Here is a 24,273-nt window from a genome sequence, read left to right as displayed (position 1 = left end):
CTGCTTCGGCGGCGCTGCTTACTGCTTGCCGATCTCGGTCAGCAGGCGCGTGACGAGGTAGATGCGCGGCACGATCGAATCGACTTCGATGTACTCGTCGCGTGCGTGGTAGCCGAAGCCCGCGAGGCCGAAGCTCTCGACCACCGTGGCCTTGCCCGAGCGGCCCGCATAGCCCGCGTCGGTGCCGCCGCCGGTCATCGGGGTCAGCGCGAGGTCGCGGTCGATTTCCTTGTAGATCGCCTGCGCCTTCTCGGCCAATGCGCGGCCCTTCGCGCCCGCCACGAATGCCGGGCGGCCGACCTCGACCTTCACCGTCGTCTCCGTGTCGGGGATCAGCTTGCCGCTCGCGATCTTCGCCTGCAGCACTTCATTGAGTTTCTTCTCGGCGCCCGGCTGCGTGATGCGGATGTCGCCCAGCGCCTGTGCCTTCTCGGTGATCTGGTTGATCGGGCCGGTGGCGCGCGCCACGGTCCAGTTGAGCGTCACGCCCGGGATGTCCTTGGCGAGGTCCTTGGTCTGCAGCATCTGGTACGACAGCTCGTACAGCGCGTTGCGGCCGAGCTCGGGCGCGGCGCCCGCGTGCGCCGCGCGGCCCTTCACCTCCATCGTGGCCTGCGCGATACCGGCCGCGCCGAGCAGCAGCGACTCGCCCTTGGCCACCGACTTGGCGGCCGTCGGCTCGAACGACAGCACCGTGTCGTGCAGGTCGGCCGTGGTGGCGATGAGTTCGCCCGAGCCCACCGAGCCCACTTCTTCATCGGGGTTCAACAGCACGGTGAGCGTGTCGTAGTCGCGCCAGCCCGCATCGGCCAGGATCTTGAGCGACGCCAGCATCACCGCGATGCCGCCCTTGTCGTCGGCGATGCCGGGGCCGTAGATGCGGTTGCCGTCCACCTTGTAGGGCTGGCTGCCGAGGATGCCGGCGGCATACACCGTGTCCATGTGGCCCTGCAGCATGATCTTGCGCTTGCCCGTGCCCTTGAGCGTGCCGATGACGATGTCGGCGCCCGCGCCGGCTTGTGTCTTGCGGCGCTCGGTCTTGAAGCCCGCGGCCTTCAGGCGCCCCTCGATCACGTCGGCCATCTTGAGCAGGCCATCGACGTTGAGGCTGCCCGATTCGATCTGCACCATCTCCTTGAGGTTGTCGATGACGGCGGGCTGCGCCTTTTCGGCAGCGGCGAGCAGTCTTGCATCGGGCGCGGCTTGGGCGGCAGCAACGGCGCCGAGTGCGAGGCCGCAGGCCAGTGCAATGGAACGCAGGGTGAAGAAAGAGGAAGAGCGCTTGGTCATGAAGGTTCTCTTTGCTGGAGTGATTGGCGGACGCCAGCATAGCGAGCCGCTGTGCAGCGACGCGCAAATCGGCGACAGCTCAAAGACCCGTGCGAGGCACGGCGGCCGCGGCGATCGCCCTGCAACAGTGCTGAAAGTCATGGCTGTGCAAAGCGGCAAGGGCCGTGAAGAAGCCGGGGGCCAAAGGCGCCGTTCATGCATCCGCCAAGCGCTTTGCGTACGCATGTCGTGCGGCAGAATCCGGCCAGGAACGGGCGCTCTGCGACAGAGCCCTCTTCACGTTGGCACGCCAAGACGGCCTGCGTTTCAGGCCCCGACACACAGGAGGAATGACGATGCCCAAGCATTCAATTTTCACGATGGCCTTCGCGAAGGTCTATCCGATGTACGTTCAAAAAGCGGAACGCAAGGGCCGTACGAAAGAAGAGGTCGACCAGATCATCTGCTGGCTGACGGGCTATGACAAAGCCGGATTGGATCGGCAGATCGAGCGGCAGAACGACTTTCAGACTTTCTTTGCCGAAGCGCCGGCCATTCACCCGAACAGCGCGCTCATCAAGGGCGTGGTCTGCGGTGTGCGCGTGGAGGACATCGACGATCCGCTCATGCAGAAGATCCGCCACCTGGACAAGCTCATCGATGAGCTGGCCAAGGGAAAGGCGATGGAAAAAATCCTGCGACCGTAGCTTGTGAAGTTCCGCTCCGGAAGCGGAAGCTCTTAGAGTCGACAGTGGCTGCGATCAATCAGCAAGGATTTTCCAATGAGTTGCCTCGGTGTTCATTTCGCTCTCACCCCAGACGATGCGCTGGCCTTGGAAGCCATCGGTAACGACGACGATTGTCTCGAGCATCTGACAGAGAACATAGAGGAGCGCTATTTCAAGGAGGCCGAGGCTTACATAGCCGAGTCCGACAAGTCGTGGGATGCCATGCATCGGGCCCTCTCGGGCGGAACGCTGTCCCGGTCCGGCGGAGCCTATCCGCTCAACCACGTTGTCCTGGGCGGGACCAGTCTCTACGCCGACGACGACTACATCATGAGCCTGAAGACGCCGGCGCAAGTCCGGGATATCGCGGCGGCCTTGGCGCCCATCGACGAAGCTGAATTCAGGCGGCTCTACAACAACATCGATCCCGAGGACTACGACGGTGATGTTTCCGACGACGACTTCGAGTACACATGGAGCTGGTTCGCCGGCGTGAGAGATCTGTATGCCAAGGCGGCTGCCGAAGGTCGCTTCGTGCTTTTCACCGCCGATCAATAGAGCCGAAGCCGTTCTGACGGGATCAGTGTTTGTGACGGCTCCAACGCAGCAGCGCAGGATGCCATCGAAGGAGGCTTGAATGGACGACGTTGTTCGCGGAATCGAGGCCGTGTGGAAAGTCCAGAGCCTGCGGCCCTGGCTCCTGGCTGGCATCGCGATGGCATTGACGATCGGCGGCCTGGTGGCCGCAATGCATTCGTGGGCGCGCCGCAGAGATTTGGACGATGCGATGGAGCACCGCATACATCCCGCCGTGCGTTTTGCGATTTCGCTGTTGCTTGGATTGGGATGCGCCGCTGTGCTGGCACGCAACGATGCGCAATGGCCGATCCCCGCGGCGGGGATCGCGCTCTCCATCTTCTTCATGGCGTTTTTCGGAATCCAGGTGTTGCGCGGCACCCGGGAATAGAACCTGTCGCGGGGCGTCTCCGGCCAGAACCGGATCGACCATGCCCTGCCATCACCATGAGGGACCCGATGAACGACTTCAAATCGACCGGACGGAGATAAGCGAATGCACGGCACCCTTCATCGCTGCTGCATCGCACTGGTCATCGGTTGCACGATGGCGGGAAGCACCTTTGGCGCAAGCAAGGTAGGAAGAGGCGACACGCTCACAGCCCCATGCAAAAAGCTGCCGATGCGAAAGGGCCTTGCCGCGCAATATCACCCGACGGATAGCTCGACATCTCTCGTCTCGCAGGTGTGGGTGTCGGTTGCAGATGCAGAACGGGGACTGCGCGCATCGGCAACGAAGCGAATGCACGGTGGTGTCTCTGCTGTCGGCAATGTCCAGATCCCGGGGCGCGGTTGGTTCTCGCTGGAAGACCAGATCTCGATCAGCAAGCGCGGTGCCACGCGTCGCGGTGAGGACTTCGGGGCCGCCGGCTATCGCGAACTGATGCAGCGCCCGCTCGATCCGGACGAGCGCCAGTACATGCTGGATCCCTATACGACAACGAATGCGGGCAATGGGGCTTTGGCGTACTGGCAAACCGCCTCGTACACGGTGAACGGCAAGCCGGCAACGATCTCCTCGAACTTTGTCGTGTCATTGCGCGCCCTTGACCCATCGAAAACGGAGCTCAGCGTGTACCAGCCTCGCGTGAAGATTTTCGTCGGCCGGCAAATCGCGATGCATGCCCACGGCCTCGGGCTCTACGTCGACTGCCGCGAACAGTCCGACGACCGAACGGTTCCCGAGGATCTCGAAGCGGTGATGCAGTGGGCACGCGACGCCATCCATGCAGCGCCGCCCATCGGTGCAAAGTGAAGATGACCAAGGAGAGAACCCACATGATGCAGATACAGCAACCCGAAGACGCGCCCCACGCATTTCAAGCCGCCTGGAACAACCACGACATGGCCTCCCTCGGCGCGCTGTTCCATGAGGACGCGACGTTCGTGAGCCGGTTCGGACACTACGTGCGCGGCGCCGAGAAGATCGTCGAACTGCATGCCCCCATCCACGCCACCATCTACAGCGATTCCACGCTGGAGAACGAACTGATCGACGTGGCCGCGATCAGCGACGGCGTGGCCGTCACGCACTTCTGGAGCCGCCTCACAGCCGGTGCTGCTCACCCGGCGGGCCCGCACGCCGTCGACACGCTGATCCTTGCCGTGCTGACGCGGCAGGCTGGCGAGTGGCGGATCAAGGCGCTGGAGAACGTCACGCTGACGAACCCCCGCACGGGGGAAATCGTGTTGAGAGACGACCAGGGTTCCTGATCGAGCGGCAGCGCTTCTTCGCCTTGCCCGTTCCCGCGCCGCACCCGGGCGCCCAGGAACACCGTCGGCGGCGGGCCGGGTACAGGTCGTCGCGACGGCCCGTGGCGTACGATGGGTTGCGGTCCACCCCGGACATGCAAGGACCATTGCCATGCGCCTGGCGGACTTCATCGACGCGAACGTCGAACCCATTCTGTCGGCTGCCGAGGCATTTGCCGCGACCATGCTGCCCGCCTCGTCGCACATGGATGCGGAAGCGCTGCGCGATCACATGCCCATGATCCTCGTGGCGGTGGCGAAGGACCTGCGCTCGGCCCAGACAAGCAACGAGCAGTTGGCGAAATCGCTCGGCCAGCAGCCGAGCATCCACGGTGCGCCCGAAACGGCCGCGCAAACCCACGCGCTGCTGCGGGCCAAGGCCGGCTTCGACATTTCCCAGCTCGTGGCCGAGTACCGGGCGCTGCGGGCCTCCGTGCTGAGCCTGTGGTTCGACAGCGGCAAGATGGGCAACGCGCAGACACAGGACGACCTGGTCCGTTTCAACGAGGCCATCGACCAGGCGGTCGCGGAGTCGGTGACCTACTTCACCGCCGAGATGGACCGGTGGCGCCATGTCTTCCTCGGTGTGCTCGGACACGATCTGCGCGGCCCGCTCAACGCCATACTTCTCACGGCCGAAGTGCTCTCGAAAATGACCACCGAGGCGCCATTGGAGCGGCACACCGTGCGCCTGATCCAGAGCGGAAAGCGAATGAAGACGCTGCTGGACGATCTGCTCGACTTCAGCCGCGCCTCGCTCGGACTGGGCCTGAGCCTTCACCGCGCCCCGGTCGATCTTGCAAGCGTCTGCACCGAAGAGATCGAACTGCTTCGCACCGCCCTGCCCGATGCCGAGATCAGTTTCCGTTCGGAGGGAGAAACCGCCGGCAGCTTCGACGGGTCGCGCGTGCGTGAGGCCCTGGGCAACCTGGTCAGCAACGCCGCGCGCTACGGCACGAAGAAAACCGTGATCGACGTCGCGCTGGTCGGCGACGACCACCACATGCGGCTGTCGGTGACGAACACCGGGGAGCCCATCCCCATGGAGAACGTCCAGGCGCTGTTCGAGCCGTTGCGAAGAGCGCGCCCGTTGGACGAACTTGCCGAGTCCGCCAACCTCGGCCTCGGGCTGTTCATCGTGAGGGAGATCGCCAAGGCGCACGGCGGGGAGATCACGGTGACTTCCTCGGGCGGCACCACGGTCTTCTCGCTGATGCTCCCTCGCTTGGCGGTTCAATAGCCCCGGCCTCATCCCGGATTCATCCCGGATTCATGGCCTCAAAAGTGGCGTCGTAGCGTCCGTCCCGCTCGGCCCAGCGCCGGGCCCTGTCGCGCTCGACCAGCACCTCGCCGCGGGGGTGATCTCCCGACTCCAGCAACTGCATGACCTCGGCCACGTACACGGCCACCGGCATGGCGCGCGGGTCGGCCGCCTGGCTCTCGCCCGTGAGCTCGGTCTGCACATAGGGCGGTGCCAGCTCCAGCACTTCGACGGGGACATGGCGCAACTGATGGCGCAGCGATTGGAGCCACGAGTGCAGGAACGCCTTGCTCGCGCAATAGCCCGGAAAGTCTGCGCGGGGCACGAAGGCGAGGTTGGAGCTGGTCGCCATGAAGGCCGCGCCCGGCTGCCCTTTCAGCACCGGCAGGAATGCAGCCGCGACGCGCAGCACGCCCAGGATGTTCGTCTGCACGATGGCCTCGGCCGCGGATGCGTCCCAACCTTCCGCGGCCATGTTTTCCGCCCGCGAGATGCCGGCGTTGGCGATGAGCACATTGAGTTCCGGAAAGCGCGCGCGAACATCGCGCGCAAGGCGGGGCAACGAGGCCGGATCGTCGAGATCGAGCGGCATGCCGACGATGCCGGGCCGGCTCGCCGTGATCTCCTCGAGCAGGGCCTGTCGCCGCCCCGTGACGATGACACGATTGCCGCGGTCGTGAAAAGCTTCTGCAAGCGTGCGGCCGATGCCGCTGGTTCCGCCGGTGATGAGGATGGTGTTGTCGGTTGTTTTCATGGTTGATGTTTCTTGATGACGTCGAGGCGCCATGCAGGTAGCGTGTGGAAGGAACGTGAACGCACTCCCCCATGCACAGGAAGCTCGGTGCTATTTGCTGCGGCCCAGCCGCAAGGAAGGCAGCAGGCACAAGGCCGCACAGGTGGCGCCGGCCCCCACGAGAAAGGCCGCAGTGATCCCGAACCACTGGATCGCGAAGCCGACCACGGGCCCGGTCACGCCCATCGCGATATCGGCGAAGGCGATGAAGTTGCCCACCGCGCGGCCGCGCTGTTCCGGCGGAACGGACTGGGTCGCGAGCACGCCCATCGCGGGGAACACGAGGGAGAAGCCGAGCCCTGTCAGCGTCGCGCCCAGCACGGCCATGCCCGGCGCGGGAGCGCACCAGATGAGCAGTTGCCCGACGGCCTCGAAGATCAACGAGCCCACGGCGACCCGCGTCGCGCCGAAGCGGTCCGGAAGGCCCGAGCCGACCAGGCGCACAAGGACGTAGGCGGCGCCGAAGCCGAGCAGTGCCGTGCCGGCCCGCGGCCAGCCGTGTGCCGCGTAGTCGAGGGTCAGGAAGGCCGCCATCGCGGCATAGGGCACCGTCGCCAGCGCCAGCACGAGGCCGGGTCGCCAGATCAGGCCGAGCACGCGATGGAACGGCACGCGCTGCCCGCCGGTGCCGGGAACAGCCGGGAGGCGCAGGGCGATGGCCCACGCGAGCATCGGCGTGAGCAACGTCACGACGCCGACGCCAACGAAGCCGGATGCCGCCTGCATGGCCAGCCCCAGTGGTGCGCCGAGCCCGAGCGCGGCGTAGATCGCGATGCCCGTCCACGACATGACCTTGCCGGTGCGGGCGGGGCCCACGCGCGCGATGCCCCAGCTCATCAAGCCGGTGAGGAACAGGCTCTCGCCGAGGCCCGACACGAGGCGGCCGAGAAGCAGCACGGCGAGCTTTGCAGCAGGGTCGATGGGAAGCACGCTCGACAGCCCGTAGGCGAGGCCCGAGCAAGCGGTCAGTGGGAGTCCGAAGAGAACGGCGGTGCGGGGCCCGCGCTGATCGCAGAGCGTGCCCGCGCGATGGCGGGTCAGCAGCGTGGCCAGCGACTGGAGGCCGATGGCCCATCCCACGGTGGCAGCGCCGAACCCCAGGTGGTCACGCACCTCGAGGGCCAGGGCGGCCAACGGGACGCTGATTGCAAGAAATCCGAGGAAGACCGCCAGCACCACGGGAGCGAGCCCCGTGAAAGCAGAGGGGGTCCCGAACGGGCGAACGGATGCAGGGGAAAAAAGTGATGTCATGCCAAGGCGCGTCTTTATGGATCGAGATATTCCCCACTGGGATCCTCTCGACAAAGGACGCGTTGGATGACGGTAACGCTTACGACAGTGCCGCGAAGGCGCTGCGGCGGCGACTATAACTTCGTCGCTTCGACGCGGTCAATACCCTTTTACGGCACCGGTCATCCGTTTCCGCGAACTCACTTTTTGCGGGCCACGATGTACGGACGGTTGTCGTCGCCCTTCGTTGCGTGGTTTTCGGTGGCGAGTATTTCGAAGCCCGCGGCATCGATGTGCTCACCCAATTCCTTCGCGCGAAAGATGCCTGCATGCGGTGCCTTGCCGATCGCGCGCATCACGGGCAATGCAAGCCGGATGAGTGGGTTCATGTCGCCGACGCAAGGCGTCTTGGAGATGAACAAACCCTCCGCTGCGAGCAACGTGTGGATGCTGCGCAGCGTGCTGGGCAGGTCGCGCACCAGATGCAGGTAGTTGAATCCGAGAACGGCGTCGAAGCGTGCAGCCTCCGATGCCAGCGCTTCTGCGGTCGCAGTCTGGAAGGCGAGCGTCGGTGCATGTGCCGCAGCGTGTTTTTCATTGGCGATCGCGATCATTCCGGTGGAGATATCCGTCGCGAGATAAGCATCGACATGACCCGCGAGCCGCAGCGCCGTCGTTCCCGTTCCGCAGCCCAGTTCCAGCACCTTGGCGTCCGGCTTCAACAAGGCGCGTGTACGGTCCAGCGTGCGCTCATAACCAGCCGGGTCTGCCACCGCACTCGTCGCATACCTGGATGAAGTCCGGTCCCAGAATCTTGCATCGCTCCCCGTGCTCATGGTGGGTTGCGTTCTGCAGATGTCCTCAGCCCCCGTTCGACGACTGCCACTCGGGCACCAAGCGCTTCGAAGCGACGGACCAGGTAGTCCTTCGCCGCGTCGCTGACGTTGTCGACCAGCAGCGGCAAGGGCAGCTGATGCTTGAGCTTCAGCAGGCTTGCGCCGGCCAGGTGCCTGTAGTCCGGATGCTCCTTGAGCGCGGTCAGCACCTGCAGGGGCTGGGCGCCCAGGTCCGTCAGGTGCACCGTGTAGAAAAGCACCTTCGAAGGAACATCGTCCGGCGGAACCGGCGCCTCGACTTCGATGCGCTCCATCAGCATTCGAAGATTCGGAAACAGCGGCTGCGGCGACCAGCGGCCGCTCCCGTGCCAGTCCCAGAGCACCGGCACTTCGAGTTGACTGATGTCGCCGATCAACGGATCGCCATCGGCGTTTTGCAGGACTACCCAGTGCGGTTGCCATTGGCCGGTCTCCACGGCATCGGTCCACACCAGATGCTCCGGCGTACTCGCCTGCTGATGCAGGATGAAACGGTAGCCCTCCATTGCTGCCAGGAGGCCAGGCACGTCGACGGCGCCCGCGCCGGTGAGCTCGCCACGCCAACCCTCGCGCCAACACGCCTCTTCCAGCACGAGTGACTGGGTCCCCATGCTGCGACACCAGGCGAACCAGTCCTGCATCGGTGGGGGCAAGGGCGGCAGCTCGAATTGCGCCGCCAATGAGGTCTGGATGGCGGCCCGGTTGGGCCAGTTGTCGGGTGTCAGTGCCATTGATGTTCGAAGATTTCTTCAGCTTGCTCCCGCTGTCCGCGGCATGTTGCCATGGTGACGAGCGCCAATGAGCGCCGCCTGTCGTTCCGCGACCGCCTCAATAGGTCACCGTCACCGTGATGGTGTTGCTGTAGCTGCCCGGCGCAACATACTGCCCGATCGGAATGCGCCCATACACGGTGTAGTTGCGCGACACCGAATTGCCGCCAAGCGATGCGAGCGCGCTGTAGCTGTCGGTGACCGTTCCGGTGCCCCACACGGTGGTGTGTGCGCTCGTGGTGTAGAGGTTGTAGCCCAGCGGCGTGCTGCTCGGACCTGTCAGCTGCCGGTTGGCAATGCTGCCGCCCGTGCCCGCGCTGAGACCGATCGAGTAGGACAGGGTCACCAGGATCCCCAGGCCGGTGACCGTGCCGACGACGTCGATGGTCGTGGTGTTGTCCTTGGGCGTGAGGCTGGACGGATCGTAGTTTCCGAACGCGAGTGGCAACGGCACGGTGACCGTCGCACTGCAGCTGAACAGGCCCACGCCCGTGCACGCGGCATCCGCATCCTGCGCACCCAGCAGGCCGGCCAGTGCGAGGGTCAACGCCGATGCGGCGCATGCGGTGCGCTTCATGGCCGCGGCGATGAAACAGGCTGGCATCGGAAAGTGCCCAAGGAGGGCAATGTGCCGGCGCGGTCAATCTCGCCGAGTGTGAAGCGGCAGTGCCCCTTCGTCCACCGCGCCTCGAAGCTTTCGCGGGGCTGCGGGTCGTCGATCGAAAGCTGGCCGTTGAAGCCCGAGAGCAGCGAGGTGCCGCGTGCCGGCCGCAGCACGTCGATGCCCGCGGGAAGCGGGCTGCCGTCGGGCAGCAGCACCGTCGCGCTCGCCAGCATCCCGCGCGAGATGTCGAAGGTGGCCGCGGCCACGCCCTTGTAGCGCGGCACCACGCGAATGGCGTCGCTGCGCACCTGCGCCTCGATCGGCAGGTCGCCGTTGTCGATGCTGATGTGGTTGGGCTCATAGGCGCGCAACCCGGAGACGACGGCGCGGCCCTCGCTGTCGGTGGTGGTCCAGGGCAGGTTCTCGCGGTAGACCTTCACGCCTGGGGCTCCGGGCACCGTCACCAGCGCGAACGCATCGTCGGATTGGCGGGTGGCGAAGGTCATGCCGCCCGCGTAGCCCACGGCGCCGCTCGCGCGCACGCGCATCGCGTTCTGGCCTTGTGCGCGTGCCGCCTCGGCGGTGAGCAGGCCGTAGCGGCCACGGTAGTCGACGCCGGCCTCGGTGCGCGCGTTCTCGCCATCGGCGGCACGCAGCCGCCAGCCCCAGCCGGTGTCGCTGGGCGGCTGCTGGCTCATCTCGGCCACGGCCGAATGCTTTCCGGGGTTCTGCTGCTGCAGCGAGAGCGAGGCGTTGCGGCCTTCGCCGAGCGCGAAGCTGAGGCTGACACCCACGGATGTCGTGGGGCGCCTGCCGTCCTGACGCGTGTGCGCCAAGTAGGTTCCGAGCCAGGCGCTGGCGCCCACGCCGATCGACCAGCTCGCGGTGGTCACGCCCACGCGCTCGCCGGTGTTGTAGTGCAGCCGGGTGTGGCTGGCGCCCAGCGTGCCGTAGCGACCCAGCGAGCGGCCGGCGAACAGCTGGCTCTGGGCGTCGACGTGCACGGGGCTGTCCTGCCAGGCGATCTGCGTGAAGCCGCGGCTCGCCACCTGCCGGCTGGCGGAGAAATTCCATTCGTCGCTGGTGCGCGTGTAGGCCGCGCGCCAGAGCCGGCCGCTCCCTGAGTCGCTGCTGTGGCTGGCGGCACCATGCAATGCGAACTCGCCCACCGTGCCCCACACCCACGTCAGGCCGGCACCTGCCGTCTGGCTGCGCGCCCCGGCCTCGCCGCGCACCTCGACGGTGGCGCTGTCGCTGAGGCCGCGCCGCCAGCTGCCGGCCACGAAGGGCGGCCCGTAGTCGAAGCTGCGCTCGCCGTAGCGAAGGCGCGTCCAGCCGGCTTCCAGCGAGTAGTCGGAGAGCCCCGCGCGCAGCAGGTTCGAGCTCACGTAGTAGGGCGTGGTCACGGTGCGCTGCACGCCCAGGGCATCGGTGACCGCGAAGCGCATCTCCCCCGCGCCGGTGAGCACCGGCACGTCGGTGATCGCGAACGGTCCCGCGTCGACGCGGCGCTGGTAGCGCAGCGTGTCGTTCACGTACACCTCCACCGCCGAAGGCACGGCCGCACCGCCGTTGAGCGTCGGCATCGGGTAGCTGATGTAGCCCGGCTGCAGGCCGAAGCGGGTACCGAACTGCACTCCGCCGAAGCGAAAGGGCGTGGACCATGCGGACGCCTGCGTGATCGCATCGCCGATCGTGAGGCGGGTCAGGCGATCGGGATCGTCGCGGCGGAAATAGCTGTCCAGCCGGGTGGTGCCATGCCCTCCGAACGCAGAGGCGGAGCGCCCCGCCACGAAGCCCGTGCCCGCAAGCCCCCACTCGCCCGAAGTCGCGGCGTCGAAGTACCCCGAGGCGCGCGTGCCCTCGCGGTCATGCTGGAGCACGAGGTCGTAGTTGAGGAAGGCACCGAAGGCCGAGGCCGACAGCGGCGGGCGATCGCTCGCGGGCCGCTGTGCGCGCACGGTGCCGGGCGTGAACGCATCGGCCGTCACCGTCAGCGCCACGCTCTGCGCGCCTTCGTCGAACTGCAGCCGCGCGCCCGGCAACGCCCGCAGGTCGTAGTAGTTCGTCTCTCCGCGTCGCAGCGCCGGCGCGGAAGGCCGCACCAGGCGCCAGGCGGCGAGGTCTGCTTCGGCGGCCAGCAGTTGCGCGCCGCGCCGAAGCAGCGGGCGCGGCGCCTGCTGCGCCTCTCCGTTGATGCGCACGTCCAATATCGCCGGCTGCGCATCGTCGACGGCTTCGGTCGCTTCTTCGGCAGGCAGCGCCTGTGCGCACGCAACCCGCAGGCCAAGCCAGCCGCAGCACGCCCAGACGCTAGCGCGGCACGGCAGGCGCACGGGGCACGAGCACGGTGGCGGTGACGGTGGACAAGGCCTCGGGCGCATCGGTGGCGGCCTCGATGTGCAGGCGGGTATCCGGCGGCAGGGCCGGGAGCTCCAGCTCGATGCCGGCCGACTGCCCGGCCAGCGCGTAGTGGGAGAGGCTCTTTCGCAGCAACTCGGCGCCGCCATCGCGGCGCACCACCAGCTGCGTGAGCTGGATGTGCTCGCTGCCCTGGTTGTCGAGCATGAGCCTGTAGCCGCGCCCGCCCGCGCCGCTCGCCTGCAGGCGCCATTGCAGCGCCTGCCGCAGTTGCAGCGGCGGCACGAAGATCGGAACGCCGATGCGCAGCAGCGTCTGCAGCTTCGCGCCGCCGGCACCGTCGGTGGCAAGCGCCTGGTCGCGCGGCAACTGGCGCAGGAAGACGCGGTAGCTGCGCTCCACGGCCTCGGCGGGCACCTGCAGTCCCAGGCGCACGATCTGCCGCCCGCCCGGTGCCAACCGAAAGATGCTGGGGTTCACCAGCACATCGCGCGTGGGTTGATAGACGTCGCGCCCGTCCTCTTGCGACCAGGCCAGCACTTCGGCCTGCACCGCGACCTCTTCCGCCTCGTCGCTGTTGCCCATGGTGAGCGAGGCAACCGGCCTCTGTGGTGTCAGCACGATGCGCAACGGCGCCACGCTCAGGCTGGCAGCCAGCGCGCCGATGGGCACCAGCACGCAAGGCAGCAGGGCGGACCACAGCAGGAAGGTGCGGCGCATGCCGCGGGTGGCTGCGATCAATCTGTGATCAATAGGTCAGCGTGAGCGTGATGGTGTCGGCGTAGTCGGTGGCCGCCGCGGCGGCGTACTGCGCCGTGGGAATCTGTCCGTAGACGGTCTGCGTCTGGGGCAGCCCGGTGCCGGTGTAGCCGGTGGCCGATGTGCTGTTGTCCCAGTTCGTCGAGTGCGTGCTTTCCTTGAAGAGGCCGTACGACAGCTTGTTGTTGCCGGCGGCGGCCGTGGGGCTGGTCATGGCGCGCGTGGTGATCGTCGCGCCTACGCTGGCGCCCGCGTTCAGCCCGAGGGAATAGGGCGTGCCGAACGTGCAGGTCACGCTGAAGGTGGTGGTGCCGCTCAGCGCCGTGGCGGCGGCAGGGTCGTAGTTTCCGAAGGCCAGCGTGGCGGGGGTCGTCATCAGGCAGGCCTTGAGCACCGTGGCAGTCACCTGGAAAGTCGTGGTGGCAGTGACGGCATTCGCCGATGGCACCACCGCGAGCAAGGCGCCGACCGGCAACGCGATGCGGGCGACCGCGTGAAGAAGAGGGCGGAGTGTGTGGCGCATCGGGTTGACCTTCATTGAAAGACGGTCCCCTTTCTAACCACTATCGCGCCAATGCGATGTAGGAACATTCCTCCCGTCCGCAGATCGCGACAGTACCTTTGCCCTCACTGGCTCGAAGAAGAGTTATTTAGACCTACCTCAATCGCCGGATACGGTCGTTCGGCGCAGCCTTGTCGTGCATCGGCCCGTGCCTGCCGGCCGAGATCGGGCCTTCAGCCTTTGCCGCGTCCCGTTTTCTTCGGCACCACCTTGCGCGCCGGCTTCAGCACAGGCGCCTCGCGCGCCGACTTCATGTGCCCGCTCTCCCCCGTGGTCACGCCGACGATCTTCGCGAGCTGCCGGCTCACGCTCACATAGGCATGACCGATGCTGCTGTCGTAGTACAGCGAATCGCCGCGCGCGAGATGCACCACTTCGCCGGTGTCGAAGTGCACCTCGATCTCGCCCGACAACACATAGGCAAACTCTTCGCCCGGATGCCGCGCGAAGTCTTCCGGGCCATTGACGCTGCGCGCATGCACCGTGCCGACGACAGGGCTCATCTGCTTGCCGGCCGCCGTGGTGCCGAGGAACTCGTAGGCGAACGAGAGCCCGCGGTAGACCACGCCCTTGCCCGCGCGCGTGACCACGGGTCCATCGAACTGCGCGGGCTTCACGCCGGCGCCCGCGAACATCGCGTTCATGTCCATCTCGAGCGCGCGTCCCAGCGCGGCGAAGTTCTCGTAGCCCAGCGCGAGCTGGCCGCGCTCGGCGCGCGAGATGGTGGTGATCGACACGCCCGATCGTTCGGCCAGCTGTGCCAGCGTCCAGCCGAAGCGCTTGCGCGCGGTGCGCAGGCGGTGACCGAAAGTGGTGCGGTCCAGCGTGGGCGCCTCGTCCTTCGGCTTCGTCCCCGGCTTGGTCCCTGTGTGTGGATTCACGCTTGGCTTTCTCTTGTAGTGCATGGCGATTCTGCCAGCGGGCCCGCGCGCCATCCATGGCAACCCGGATGACCCGGGCGCGGAAGTTGCGTATACGCAAATTGCATTGACGCAAATTTCACCGATGAGGTGCACCATGGTTTCCCCTTGGTGCGCTGTAAATAATTTGCGTATCCGCAAATTTCTTTCTACACTTTTCGGCGATGACATCCAGTACAACAACGCCCTCAGTGGCCGACTACCTCGTGATCGGCGGCGGCATTGCCGGGGCTTCGGTGGCCCACTGGCTCGCGCCGCATGCCTGCGTGATCCTGCTTGAACGCGAAGCCCAACCGGGCTACCACTCCACCGGCCGATCGGCCGCGCTCTTCATGGAAAGCTACGGCACGCCGCAGGTGCGCGCCCTCACCATGGCGAGCCGCGCATTTCTTCAACACCCGCCCGAAGGCTTCTCCGAACACCCGCTGCTCACGCCGCGCGGCGCGCTGATGGTCGGAAGCACAGCGCAACTCGCGGAACTCGACGCCCACTGGGACGTGCTGCGAGCCATGGACACGGGCGCCAAACGCCTGAGCAGCGAAGAAGCGCTCGCGATGGTGCCCGCCCTCCGTCCCGAGCAGGTGGCCGGCGGCGTGTATGAGCCCGACGCGGCCGACATGGACGTGCATGCCATCCACCAGGGCTACCTGCGCGGCATGCGCCGTGCCGGCGGCAAGCTGGTGTGCGATGCGGGCGTCACGGCCATGGAGCGCATCGGCGAGCGCTGGCGCGTGACGGCGGGCGGCAACATCTACGAAGCGCCCGTCGTGATCAACGCCGCGGGCGCATGGGTCGACACGGTTGCGAAGCTCGCGGGCGTGCGGCCCCTGGGCATCGAGCCGCGCCGCCGCTCGGCCTTCATCTTCGCGCCGCCCGAGGGGGCGAGCATTGCGCAATGGCCGATGGTCTTCAGCGCCGACGAAGGCTGGTACATCAAGCCCGACGCCGGCATGCTGCTCGGCTCGCCGGCCAATGCCGACCCGGTCGATCCGCAAGACGTGCAGCCCGAGGAGCTGGACATCGCCATCGCGATCCACCGCATCGAGGAAGCGACCACGCTCGCCATCCGCCGTCCCACGCGCACCTGGGCGGGCCTGCGTTCCTTCGTGGCCGATGGCGACCTGGTCGGCGGCTTCGAGCCCGATGCGCCCGGCTTCTTCTGGGTCGCGGCGCAAGGCGGCTACGGCATCCAGACCTCGGCGGCGATGGGCGAAGCCTGCGCCGCGCTGGCACGCGGGCTGCCGCTGCCCGAGCGCATCGCGGGCTTCGGGCTCACGGCCGAGATGCTCGGACCGCAGCGGCTGCGCACCGCCGTAACCGCCTGACAAGAACACTCCCACAACAACCACAGAGACCATCCCCATGCGTGTCTTCAGCGCCTCCCTCGCCACCGAAACCAACACCTTCGGCCCGATGCCCACCGGCCTCGCCTCCTTCAAGGACCGCGGCCACTTCCCCGCCGGCAAGCACCCCGATGCGATGACGCTGTTCTCGGGCCCGCTGTGGGCCGCACGCATGCGCGGCGCCGACAAGGGCTGGCAACTCTTCGAAGGCATGGTGGCCGGCGCGCAGCCCAGCGGCGCCACCACGCGCCATGCCTACGAAACCCTGCGCGACGAGCTGCTCGACGACCTGCGCGCGGTGCTGCCAGTGGACATGGTGCTGCTCGGCCTGCACGGCGCGATGGTGGCCGACGGGTATGACGACTGCGAAGGCGACCTGCTGGCGCGCGTGCGGCAGATCGTGGGACCGAAGGTGGTCATCGGCGCCGAGCTCGATCCGCACAACCACCTCACGCCCGAGATGATCGCCAACTCCGATCTGATGATTTCCTTCAAGGAGTACCCGCACACCGACGTGCTGGAGCGCGGGCTCGAGTTGGTGGACATCTGCGCCGCGATGGTCGAGGGCAAGGTGAAGCCGGTCGCCGCTGTGGTCGACTGCGACATGATCGTCACGGTGCACACCTCGCGCGAACCGGCGCTTGGCTTCGTCAAGCGCATGCAGTCGCTCGAGGGCAAGGACGGCGTGCTGTCGGTCTCGCTCACGCACGGCTTCTCGTGGGGCGACGTGGCCGAGATGGGCACCAAGGTGCTGGTCTACACCGACGGCGACCAGGCCAAGGCCGATGCGCTGGCGCGCCAGCTTGCGGATGAAGTGATCGCGATGCGCGACGGCCTCACCGTGAACTACCCGAGCATCGACGCCTCGCTCGACGAAGCGCTGGCCTTCGACGGCGGCCCGGTCGTGGTGTCCGATGGCGCCGACAACCCCGGCGGCGGCGCGGCGAGCGACTCCACCTTCATCCTGCGCCGCATGGTCGAGCGCGGCATCACCAACGCGGCGCTCGGCCCGCTGTGGGACCCGATCGCGGTGCGCATCGCCTTCGATGCGGGCGTGGGCGCGAAGCTCGCGATGCGCATCGGCGGCAAGATCAGCCCGCTCTCGGGCGATCCGCTCGACCTCGAATGCACCGTGAAGGCGCTCAAGCACGACCTGGTGATGACAGGCCTCGCAGGCACGCCCACGCTGATGGGCGACAGTGCGCTCGTCGAGACGAACGGCATCGAGATCGTGCTGATCACGCTGCGCAACCAGGCGATGGGCACCGACCTGTTCACACAACTGGGCTGCGACCTGGCCGCGAAGAAGATCGTCGTCGTGAAGTCGTCGCAGCACTTCTATGCGTCGTACTCGAAGGTGGCGAAGCATGTGATCTATGCCGGCGCACCGGGTGCCGTCACGCTCGACCTGAACACGCTGCCCTACAAGAAAGCACGCCTGCCCAAGTGGCCCATCGGCGTCGCCGCCTGATCCCTTTTTCTTTCGCCCCCACCGGAGTACCGACGATGAAACGACGAACGCTTGCTGCCTTTGCCGCCCTGGCGCTTTCCGCCGCATGCCTTCCGGCGCTCGCCCAGACGCCCGCGCCCAAGACGCTCAAGGTGGTGGCGCATGCGGACCTGAAGATCCTCGACCCGACCTTCACCACCGCCTACATCTCGCGCAACTTCGGCTACATGGTCTACGACACGCTGTTCGCGCAGGACGCGACCGGCAAGCCGCAACCGCAGATGGTCGAGAAGTACACGGCCTCCAAAGACGGCAAGCAGTGGAGCTTCACGCTGCGCCCGGGCCTGAAGTTCTCCGACGGCAGCGTCGTCACCTCGGCCGACGCGGTCGCCTCGCTGCAGCGCTGGGCCGCGCGCGACAGCCTGGGCCGGGCAATGACCGCGAGTGGCGCCGAGTGGAAGCAGGTCGATGCGCGCACCTTCACGCTGACGCTCACCGAACCCTTCGGCATGGTGCTCGATGCGCTGGCCAAGCCCTCGGGCTTTCCGCCGGTGATCCTGCCCGAGCGCCTTGCCAAGATGCCGGCCACCGCGCCGCTCACCGAGGTGCTGGGCTCGGGCCCCTTCATCTTCAAGCGCGACGAATGGGTGCCGGGCAACAAGGCGGTGTTCGTGCGCAACCCCAACTACGTGGCGCGCAGCGAGCCGCCGAACGGCTTGGCGGGCAGCAAGAAGAGCAACTTCGAGCGCGTCGAGTGGCTGTACCTGCCCGATTCCAACAGCGCCATCGCGGCGCTCAAGCGCGGCGAGGTCGACATCGTCGAGCAGCTGCAGCCCGACTACATTGCGCCGCTGCGTACCGACACGAGCGTGAAGATCGGCTCGGGCGGCGCCTACCAGGGCTTCCTGGTCATGAACCAGCTGCACCCGCCCTTCAACAACCCGAAAGTGCGCCAGGCGCTCCTGCAGGCGGTGAACCAGGAGCGGTTCGTCGCGGCCATGGGCTATCCGCTCGACATGCGCATGGCCTACTGCCCCACCTTCTTCATCTGCGGCAGCCCCAACGAAACCTCGGCCGGCGCCGAGCCCTACCGCAAGGCCGACGTGGCCAAGGCCAAGAAGATGCTGGCCGATGCGGGCTACAAGGGCGAGAAGGTCGTGCTGCTCGTGCCGAGCGACGTGCCCTACCTCAACGCCGAGGCGCTGATGGCCGCGCAGACCATGAAGAGCATCGGCATCAACGTCGATGCGCAGAACCTGGACTGGGCCTCCATCGGCGCGCGCCGCGCCAAGCGCGATGCACCCGAGGCCGGCGGCTGGAACATGTACGTGACGGTGGCGGGTGAGTTCGACGCGAACTCGCCGATCAGCAACGCCTACCTGGGCGCAGCCTGCGGCAACACGCTGCCGGGTTGGCCCTGCGACAAGCAGCTGGACGACCTGCGCACCGCCTGGCTGAAGGAAACCGTGCCCGCCAAGCGCAAGGAGCTGCTCGACGCCTTCCAGGCCCGTGCCTATGAAGCCGTGCCGTACATCAACGCGGGCCAGTACTCGGCCGCCTTCGCAGCGCGCGCCAACCTGAAGGGGCTGGACAAGCTCTGGGCCGGCATGCCGATGGTCTGGGCGCTGGACCGCTGACGGCTTCGCGACGCGCGCACTGCCATGGGCTACATCGTTCGACGCTTTCTCTCGACGCTTCCCGTCATGGCGGTGGTGGCCGTGGTGGTGTTCCTCTTGATCCACCTGTCGCCGGGCGATCCGGCGGCGCTCATCGCGGGCGACCTCGCGAGCGTGGAAGACATCGAGAAGCTGCGCGCCGCGCTCGGGCTGAACCTGCCGCTGTGGCAGCAGTTCGCGGTGTGGCTGGGCAAGCTCTTCACCGGCGACCTGGGCACCTCGATCTTCACGCAGGTGCCGGTGTCGCAGCTCCTGGGCCAGCGGCTGGAGCCCACGGTGTCGATCGCGGCGCTCACCATGCTGATCACGCTCGTGGTCGCGGTGCCGCTGGGCACGCTCGCGGCCTACCGCGCGGGCAGCTGGGTCGACCGGCTGGTGATGGTGTTCGCGGTGCTCGCTTTCTCGGTGCCGGTGTTCCTCGTGGGCTATCTGCTGATCTACGCGTTCGCGATCCAGCTGCCGTGGTTTCCGGTGCAGGGCTATGTGCGCTTTGCCGAGGGGCCGGGCGAATGGCTGCGCTCGCTGGTGCTGCCTTGCGTGAACCTGGCGCTGGTGTACATCGCGCTTGTGACGCGCATGACGCGCGCCACGGTGCTCGAAGTGCTGCATGAAGACTACATCCGCACCGCACGCGCCAAGGGCCTGGGCGTGCTGCCGGTGCTGGGGCATGCGCTGCGCAATGCGGCCATTCCCATTGCGACCACCATCGGCGTGGGCATTGCGCTGCTGATCGGCGGCGTGGTGGTCACCGAGACGGTGTTTGCCATTCCGGGTGTGGGCCGGCTGGTGATCGATTCGGTGCAGCGCCACGACTATCCGGTGATCCAGAGCGTGCTGCTGCTGTCGGCAGGTGTGTATGTGCTGATCAACCTCCTGATCGACCTGAGCTACCGCCTCTTCGATCCGCGCATTCAGTACTGAACGAGCCCATGTCCACCGTACTCCCGATGAGCGACCTTCCCATACCCGCTGCGCCGGCATCCTCCGTCGAGGATGCCCCTTTCGTGCCGCCGCGCTGGCGCTGGGCGCGCAAGCACCCGACGCTCATCATCGGCGCGCTGCTGCTGATCGCCGTGGCCGCGCTCTCCATCGCCGCGCCGTGGATCGCCACGCACGACCCGCAGGACATCGACCCACTCGCGCGCATGCAGCCACCGGGGGCCGAGCACTGGTTCGGCACCGACGCGCTGGGCCGCGACGTGTTCAGCCGCGCGGTCTGGGGCGGCCAGGTGTCGATGATCGTCGGCGCCTCGGTCGCGGTACTGGCGACGGTGTTCGGCGTGCTGATCGGCCTGTTCGCAGGCTTCGTGCGCTGGGCCGACGGGCCGGTGATGCGGGTGATGGACGGGCTCATGGCCATCCCCGGCATCCTGCTGGCCATCGCGCTCATGGCGGTGACGCGCGCGAGCCTCACGACGGTGATCGTCGCCATCACGGTGCCCGAGATTCCGCGCGTGGTGCGGCTGGTGCGCTCGCTGGCGCTCACGCTGCGCGAGCAGTTGTATGTGGAGGCTGCGCATGCGGTCGGCACGCGATTGCCGGTGATCCTGTTTCGCCACGTGCTGCCCAACATGGTGGCACCGCTGATCGTGCAATCGACCTTCGTCGCGGCCGCCGCGGTGCTGACCGAAGCCGCCCTCTCCTTCCTCGGCGTGGGCGTGCCCGCGCAGACGCCCAGCTGGGGCAACATGATGGCCGAGGGCCGCAACTTCGTGGCGGTGGCGTTCCACATCATCCTGTACCCGGGGCTGCTGCTGGCGGCGACGGTGCTGGCGATCAACCTCCTGGGCGACGGCCTGCGCGATGCGCTCGATCCGCGTCTGGCGCGGCAACTGTGAAGAGCGCCATGAAGCCGATGTCCCACGTTGCACTCGCCCCCGGGGAGCCCCTGCTCGAAGTCGACAACCTGCGCACGCACTTCCACACGCTGAACGGCGTGGTGCGCTCGGTCGATGGTGTCTCGTACACGGTGCGCGCGGGCCGCACGCTCGGCGTGGTCGGCGAATCGGGCTGCGGCAAGAGCGTGACAGCGCTCTCGATCCTGCGCCTCGTGCCCACGCCGCCCGGCCGCCACATGGGCGCGGTGCGCCTGCGCGGCACCGACCTCATGCAGCTGAGCGAGCGCGAGATGCGGCAGATCCGCGGCAATCGCATCTCGATGATCTTCCAGGAGCCGATGACCTCGCTGAACCCGGTGCTCACCGTGGGTCGGCAGATCGCCGAGACGGTGCAACTGCACCAGAAGGCCAGCCGCGCCGAAGCGCTGCAGCGCGCGGTCGAGATGCTGCGCGTGGTGCAGATCCCCGAGCCCGAGCGGCGGGTGAACGAGTACCCGCACCAGCTCTCGGGCGGCATGCGGCAACGCGTGATGATCGCGCTGGCGCTGGCCTGCAACCCCGAGGTGCTGATCGCCGACGAGCCGACCACGGCCCTCGACGTGACCATCCAGGCGCAGATCCTCGACCTCATCCGCCGGCTGCAGAAGGAGCTGGGCATGGGCGTGGTGATGATCACGCACGACTTGGGCGTGGTGGCCGAGAGCTGCGACCGCGTGGTGGTGATGTATGCCGGCAAGAAGGTCGAGGAGGCCGACGTGATCGACCTGTTCGACCGGCCGCTGCATCCGTACACGCGTGCGCTGATGGCCTCGATGCCCGCGATGAACACGGCGAGCGCGCGGCTCACGGAGATTCCGGGCCTGGTGCCGGCTGCGCACGAACTGGGGCGCGGTTGCGCCTTTGCCGCGCGCTGCAGCCATGCGCGCGAGCGCTGCCGCGTCGAGACGCCGCAGCTCACACAGCAGGGCGGCGACCATGTGGTGGCGTGCTTTGCCGTCGAAGAACACTGGGCCGATGCAGAGGTGACCGCATGACGACGACCGCAGCCCCGCTGCTTGAGGTGCGCAACCTGCGCAAGCACTACATCTCGCCCAAGCGCTGGCTGCGGCCCGCGAAGCCGGCGATCCAGGCGGTCGATGGCGTCTCGTTTTCCGTCGCCCGCGGCGAAACGCTGTCGCTGGTCGGCGAATCGGGCTGCGGCAAGACGACGACCGCCAAGTCGGTGATGCGGCTGGTCGAGCCGACCTCAGGTTCGGTGTCGCTCGATGGTGAAGAGCTGCTGACGCTTTCGGCCAACGAGATGCGGCTGCGCCGCCGGCAACTGCAGATCATTTTTCAGGACCCGTATGCCTCGCTGAACCCGCGCCTGACGGCCGGCGACATCGTGGCCGAGCCGCTGCGCAACTTCGGCATGGGCGCAGCGGCTGAACGACGCGAACGCGTGCAGTGGCTGTTCTCGCGCGTGGGCTTGCGCCCTGAAGCCGCGAAGAAATTTCCGCACGAGTTCTCCGGCGGACAACGGCAGCGCCTGGGCATTGCGCGCGCACTGGCACTGAACCCGAAGCTCATCGTCTGCGACGAGCCGGTGTCCGCGCTCGACGTGTCGGTGCAGGCGCAGGTGGTCAACCTCCTGATGGACCTGCAGGCGGAGTTCGGCATCGCGTACCTCTTCGTCGCGCACGACCTCGCGGTGGTGCAGCATATCAGCCACCGCGTGGCGGTGATGTATCTCGGGCACATCGTGGAGATCGCGGACCGGGACACGCTGTTCTTGGCGCCGCTGCATCCGTACACCGAGATCCTGCTGTCGGCCGTGCCCGTGCCGAACCCGCGCACGCCCGCGCGCCGCATGCTGCTGCAGGGCGATCCGCCGAGCCCCGCGAATCCGCCTTCGGGCTGCCGCTTCCACACGCGCTGCCCGATGGCGCAGGCCGTGTGCAAGGAGAAGACGCCCGAACTGAGCGAACGCCCTTCGTCCTCGAACGGCGGCACCGGTACGCATCTGGTCGCCTGCCATTTCCGCTGAAGAAAGAACCTCACCGATGACCGACAAGACACCCCACTACGACCTGCTGATCCGCGGCGGTACCGTCATCGACGGCACCAAGGCGCCGCGTTTCGATGCCGACGTCGGCATCGTCGCTGGGCGCATCGCGGCCATCGGTCAGCTCGCCGGCCACAGGGCCGACCAGACGCTCGATGCCACGGGCCGCATCGTCGCGCCGGGCTTCATCGACTCGCACACGCACGACGACCAGGCCGTGCTCTCGCAGGCGCAGATGCCGTTCAAGGTGTCGCAGGGCGTGACGACCGTGGTGGCGGGCAACTGCGGCATCAGCGCCGCGCCGTTGCGCGTCGATATGGACCTGCCGATGCCGCTGAGCCTGCTCGACACGCCGGCCGAGGGCCGCTTCACCACGTTCGCCGCGTACCTCGATGCGCTGCGCGCCACGCCGTCATCGGTGAACGTGGCTGCGATGGTGGGTCACTCGACATTGCGCGCGGTGGTGATGTCTGATCTGGACCGCCCTGCGAACGACGCAGAGATCGCCGCGATGCAAGCCTTGGTCGAAGAGGCGATGCAGGCCGGTGCGATCGGCCTGTCGACCGGCACTTTCTACCCGCCGGCCGTGAAGGCGACGACCGAGGAAATCATCGAAGTCGGCCGTCCGCTGACATCGCGCAAGGCGCTCTACGTGACCCATATGCGCGACGAAAGCGACCGCGTGATGGAGTCGCTCGAAGAAACCTTCCACATCGGCCGCGCGCTCGACGTTCCCGTGGTGGTGTCGCATCACAAGGTGCAGAACGCGCAGAACTTCGGCAAGACGAAGGTGACGCTGCCCTTCATCAAGGAAGCGATGCAGCACCAGTGCATTGGCCTCGATTGCTACCCGTACACCGCGGGCTCCACCATGATCCGCACCGACCGCGGAATGATGGACGGCCGCGTGCTCATCGCCTCCAGCGTGCCGCACCCCGAATGCGCGGGCCGCGACCTGAAGGACATTGCGGCCGAATGGGGCGTGTCGGGCGAAGAGGCGGCAAAGCGCCTGCAGCCGGGCAGCGCGATCTATTTCATGATGGACGAGGACGACGTGCAGCGCATCCTCGCGTTCGACGACACCATGATCGGCTCGGACGGCATTCCGCTCGGCGAGAAGCCGCATCCGCGCCTCTGGGGCACCTTTCCGCGTGTGCTCGGGCACTACAGCCGCGATGTGGGCCTGTTCCCTCTGGAGACGGCGGTGTGGAAGATGACCGGACTCACCGCGCGCAACTTCGGCCTGCACGAGCGCGGCACGCTGAAGCCGGGGAACCATGCCGACGTGGTGATCTTCAACGCGGCCACGGTGCGCGACACCGCGAACTACGAAACGCCGACGCGGCCGGCCGAAGGCATCGATGCGGTGATCGTAAATGGCGCCGTCACCTGGCAGCACGGCGTGCACAGCGGTGCGCGCAACGGGCAGGTGATCGTGCGGCGGGAAGCGGCCTGACGGGGA

24 protein-coding genes are annotated in these 24,273 nt (G+C 67.2%); 14 read left to right on the top strand and 10 right to left on the bottom strand.

The features are described from left to right. Positions 1-18: 18 nt before the first annotated feature. Entirely contained in the window at positions 19-1,290 is a 1,272-nt protein-coding gene (locus tag GNX71_RS08725) for a M20/M25/M40 family metallo-hydrolase (protein WP_206177951.1), read from the bottom strand. A 329-nt stretch (positions 1,291-1,619) separates the two neighbouring features. Here GNX71_RS08725 and GNX71_RS08720 point away from each other — a divergent pair, with 329 nt between their 5' ends. The 6 genes from GNX71_RS08720 to GNX71_RS08695 all read left to right on the top strand — a co-directional run bounded on the left by GNX71_RS08720 (position 1,620) and on the right by GNX71_RS08695 (position 5,565). Further along, positions 1,620-1,976 (top strand): DUF2200 domain-containing protein, encoded by a 357-nt coding sequence (locus GNX71_RS08720; RefSeq protein ID WP_241027202.1) that lies wholly within the window; start codon positions 1,620-1,622, stop codon positions 1,974-1,976. Positions 1,977-2,051: 75 nt separating this feature from the next. Beyond that, positions 2,052-2,555 (top strand): YfbM family protein, encoded by a 504-nt coding sequence (locus GNX71_RS08715; RefSeq protein WP_206177950.1) that lies wholly within the window; start codon positions 2,052-2,054, stop codon positions 2,553-2,555. 79 nt (positions 2,556-2,634) lie between these two features. Further along, positions 2,635-2,964: a hypothetical protein gene (locus GNX71_RS08710; protein WP_206177949.1), complete on the top strand. Its 330-nt coding sequence runs from the start codon at positions 2,635-2,637 to the stop codon at positions 2,962-2,964. Between the two features lie 105 nt (positions 2,965-3,069). Beyond that, positions 3,070-3,828: a hypothetical protein gene (locus GNX71_RS08705; protein ID WP_206177948.1), complete on the top strand. Its 759-nt coding sequence runs from the start codon at positions 3,070-3,072 to the stop codon at positions 3,826-3,828. 23 nt (positions 3,829-3,851) lie between these two features. Beyond that, the gene (locus GNX71_RS08700; protein ID WP_206177947.1) at positions 3,852-4,286 is read left to right on the top strand and encodes an SgcJ/EcaC family oxidoreductase; all 435 of its coding nucleotides are present in this window, start codon (positions 3,852-3,854) and stop codon (positions 4,284-4,286) included. A 151-nt stretch (positions 4,287-4,437) separates the two neighbouring features. Beyond that, positions 4,438-5,565 carry a HAMP domain-containing sensor histidine kinase gene (locus GNX71_RS08695; protein WP_206177946.1) on the top strand — a complete coding sequence of 376 codons (1,128 nt, stop codon included), beginning with the start codon at positions 4,438-4,440 and terminating at the stop codon, positions 5,563-5,565. 19 nt (positions 5,566-5,584) lie between these two features. Here the strand turns inward: GNX71_RS08695 and GNX71_RS08690 are convergent, their stop codons facing one another. From GNX71_RS08690 to GNX71_RS08650, 9 genes are all read right to left on the bottom strand, one after another. After that, the gene (locus GNX71_RS08690; RefSeq protein WP_206177945.1) at positions 5,585-6,340 is read right to left on the bottom strand and encodes an SDR family NAD(P)-dependent oxidoreductase; all 756 of its coding nucleotides are present in this window, start codon (positions 6,338-6,340) and stop codon (positions 5,585-5,587) included. A gap of 90 nt (positions 6,341-6,430) precedes the next feature. Beyond that, complete coding sequence (locus tag GNX71_RS08685; protein ID WP_206177944.1) at positions 6,431-7,630, bottom strand: MFS transporter; 1,200 nt, start codon at positions 7,628-7,630, stop codon at positions 6,431-6,433. A gap of 179 nt (positions 7,631-7,809) precedes the next feature. After that, positions 7,810-8,445, bottom strand: coding sequence for a class I SAM-dependent methyltransferase (locus GNX71_RS08680; protein WP_206177943.1), 636 nt, complete (start codon positions 8,443-8,445; stop codon positions 7,810-7,812). After that, a complete protein-coding gene (locus GNX71_RS08675; protein WP_206177942.1) occupies positions 8,442-9,215 on the bottom strand; it encodes a hypothetical protein in 774 nt (257 codons plus the stop codon). The genes GNX71_RS08680 and GNX71_RS08675 overlap by 4 nt, the downstream gene beginning before the upstream one ends. Before the next feature lie 97 nt (positions 9,216-9,312). After that, on the bottom strand, positions 9,313-9,831 hold the full coding sequence (locus tag GNX71_RS08670) for a spore coat protein U domain-containing protein (protein ID WP_206177941.1): 519 nt from the start codon (positions 9,829-9,831) through the stop codon (positions 9,313-9,315). Next, complete coding sequence (locus GNX71_RS08665; RefSeq protein WP_206177940.1) at positions 9,828-12,194, bottom strand: fimbria/pilus outer membrane usher protein; 2,367 nt, start codon at positions 12,192-12,194, stop codon at positions 9,828-9,830. Before GNX71_RS08665 ends, GNX71_RS08670 begins: the two co-directional genes overlap by 4 nt. Then, the gene (locus GNX71_RS08660; protein ID WP_206177939.1) at positions 12,172-12,960 is read right to left on the bottom strand and encodes a fimbria/pilus periplasmic chaperone; all 789 of its coding nucleotides are present in this window, start codon (positions 12,958-12,960) and stop codon (positions 12,172-12,174) included. Before GNX71_RS08660 ends, GNX71_RS08665 begins: the two co-directional genes overlap by 23 nt. A gap of 7 nt (positions 12,961-12,967) precedes the next feature. Continuing rightward, on the bottom strand, positions 12,968-13,501 hold the full coding sequence (locus GNX71_RS08655) for a spore coat U domain-containing protein (protein WP_206177938.1): 534 nt from the start codon (positions 13,499-13,501) through the stop codon (positions 12,968-12,970). A gap of 212 nt (positions 13,502-13,713) precedes the next feature. Continuing rightward, positions 13,714-14,421, bottom strand: a complete 708-nt coding sequence (locus tag GNX71_RS08650) for an XRE family transcriptional regulator (RefSeq protein ID WP_206177937.1) — start codon at positions 14,419-14,421, stop codon at positions 13,714-13,716. A 203-nt stretch (positions 14,422-14,624) separates the two neighbouring features. Between GNX71_RS08650 and GNX71_RS08645 the strand changes: the two genes are divergently transcribed. From GNX71_RS08645 to GNX71_RS08610, 8 genes are read left to right on the top strand one after another with little or no spacing between them, the layout of a single operon-like run. Further along, on the top strand, positions 14,625-15,785 hold the full coding sequence (locus GNX71_RS08645) for an FAD-dependent oxidoreductase (protein WP_206177936.1): 1,161 nt from the start codon (positions 14,625-14,627) through the stop codon (positions 15,783-15,785). Positions 15,786-15,822: 37 nt separating this feature from the next. Continuing rightward, positions 15,823-17,274: a M81 family metallopeptidase gene (locus GNX71_RS08640; protein ID WP_206177935.1), complete on the top strand. Its 1,452-nt coding sequence runs from the start codon at positions 15,823-15,825 to the stop codon at positions 17,272-17,274. Positions 17,275-17,309: 35 nt separating this feature from the next. Beyond that, a complete protein-coding gene (locus tag GNX71_RS08635) occupies positions 17,310-18,890 on the top strand; it encodes an ABC transporter substrate-binding protein (protein WP_206177934.1) in 1,581 nt (526 codons plus the stop codon). 24 nt (positions 18,891-18,914) lie between these two features. Further along, on the top strand, positions 18,915-19,850 hold the full coding sequence (locus GNX71_RS08630; protein WP_013540151.1) for an ABC transporter permease: 936 nt from the start codon (positions 18,915-18,917) through the stop codon (positions 19,848-19,850). Positions 19,851-19,858: 8 nt separating this feature from the next. Continuing rightward, positions 19,859-20,767 (top strand): ABC transporter permease, encoded by a 909-nt coding sequence (locus GNX71_RS08625; RefSeq protein ID WP_241027201.1) that lies wholly within the window; start codon positions 19,859-19,861, stop codon positions 20,765-20,767. Positions 20,768-20,775: 8 nt separating this feature from the next. Then, entirely contained in the window at positions 20,776-21,801 is a 1,026-nt protein-coding gene (locus GNX71_RS08620) for an ABC transporter ATP-binding protein (RefSeq protein ID WP_206177933.1), read from the top strand. Beyond that, on the top strand, positions 21,798-22,793 hold the full coding sequence (locus tag GNX71_RS08615; RefSeq protein WP_206177932.1) for an oligopeptide/dipeptide ABC transporter ATP-binding protein: 996 nt from the start codon (positions 21,798-21,800) through the stop codon (positions 22,791-22,793). The genes GNX71_RS08620 and GNX71_RS08615 overlap by 4 nt, the downstream gene beginning before the upstream one ends. Positions 22,794-22,809: 16 nt before the next feature. Next, positions 22,810-24,267, top strand: a complete 1,458-nt coding sequence (locus GNX71_RS08610; RefSeq protein ID WP_206177931.1) for a D-aminoacylase — start codon at positions 22,810-22,812, stop codon at positions 24,265-24,267. Positions 24,268-24,273: the final 6 nt, after the last annotated feature.

It is taken from the genome of Variovorax sp. RKNM96, from assembly GCF_017161115.1.
GTDB lineage: Bacteria > Pseudomonadota > Gammaproteobacteria > Burkholderiales > Burkholderiaceae_C > Variovorax.
This window is presented reverse-complemented; position numbering and strand designations above follow the sequence as displayed.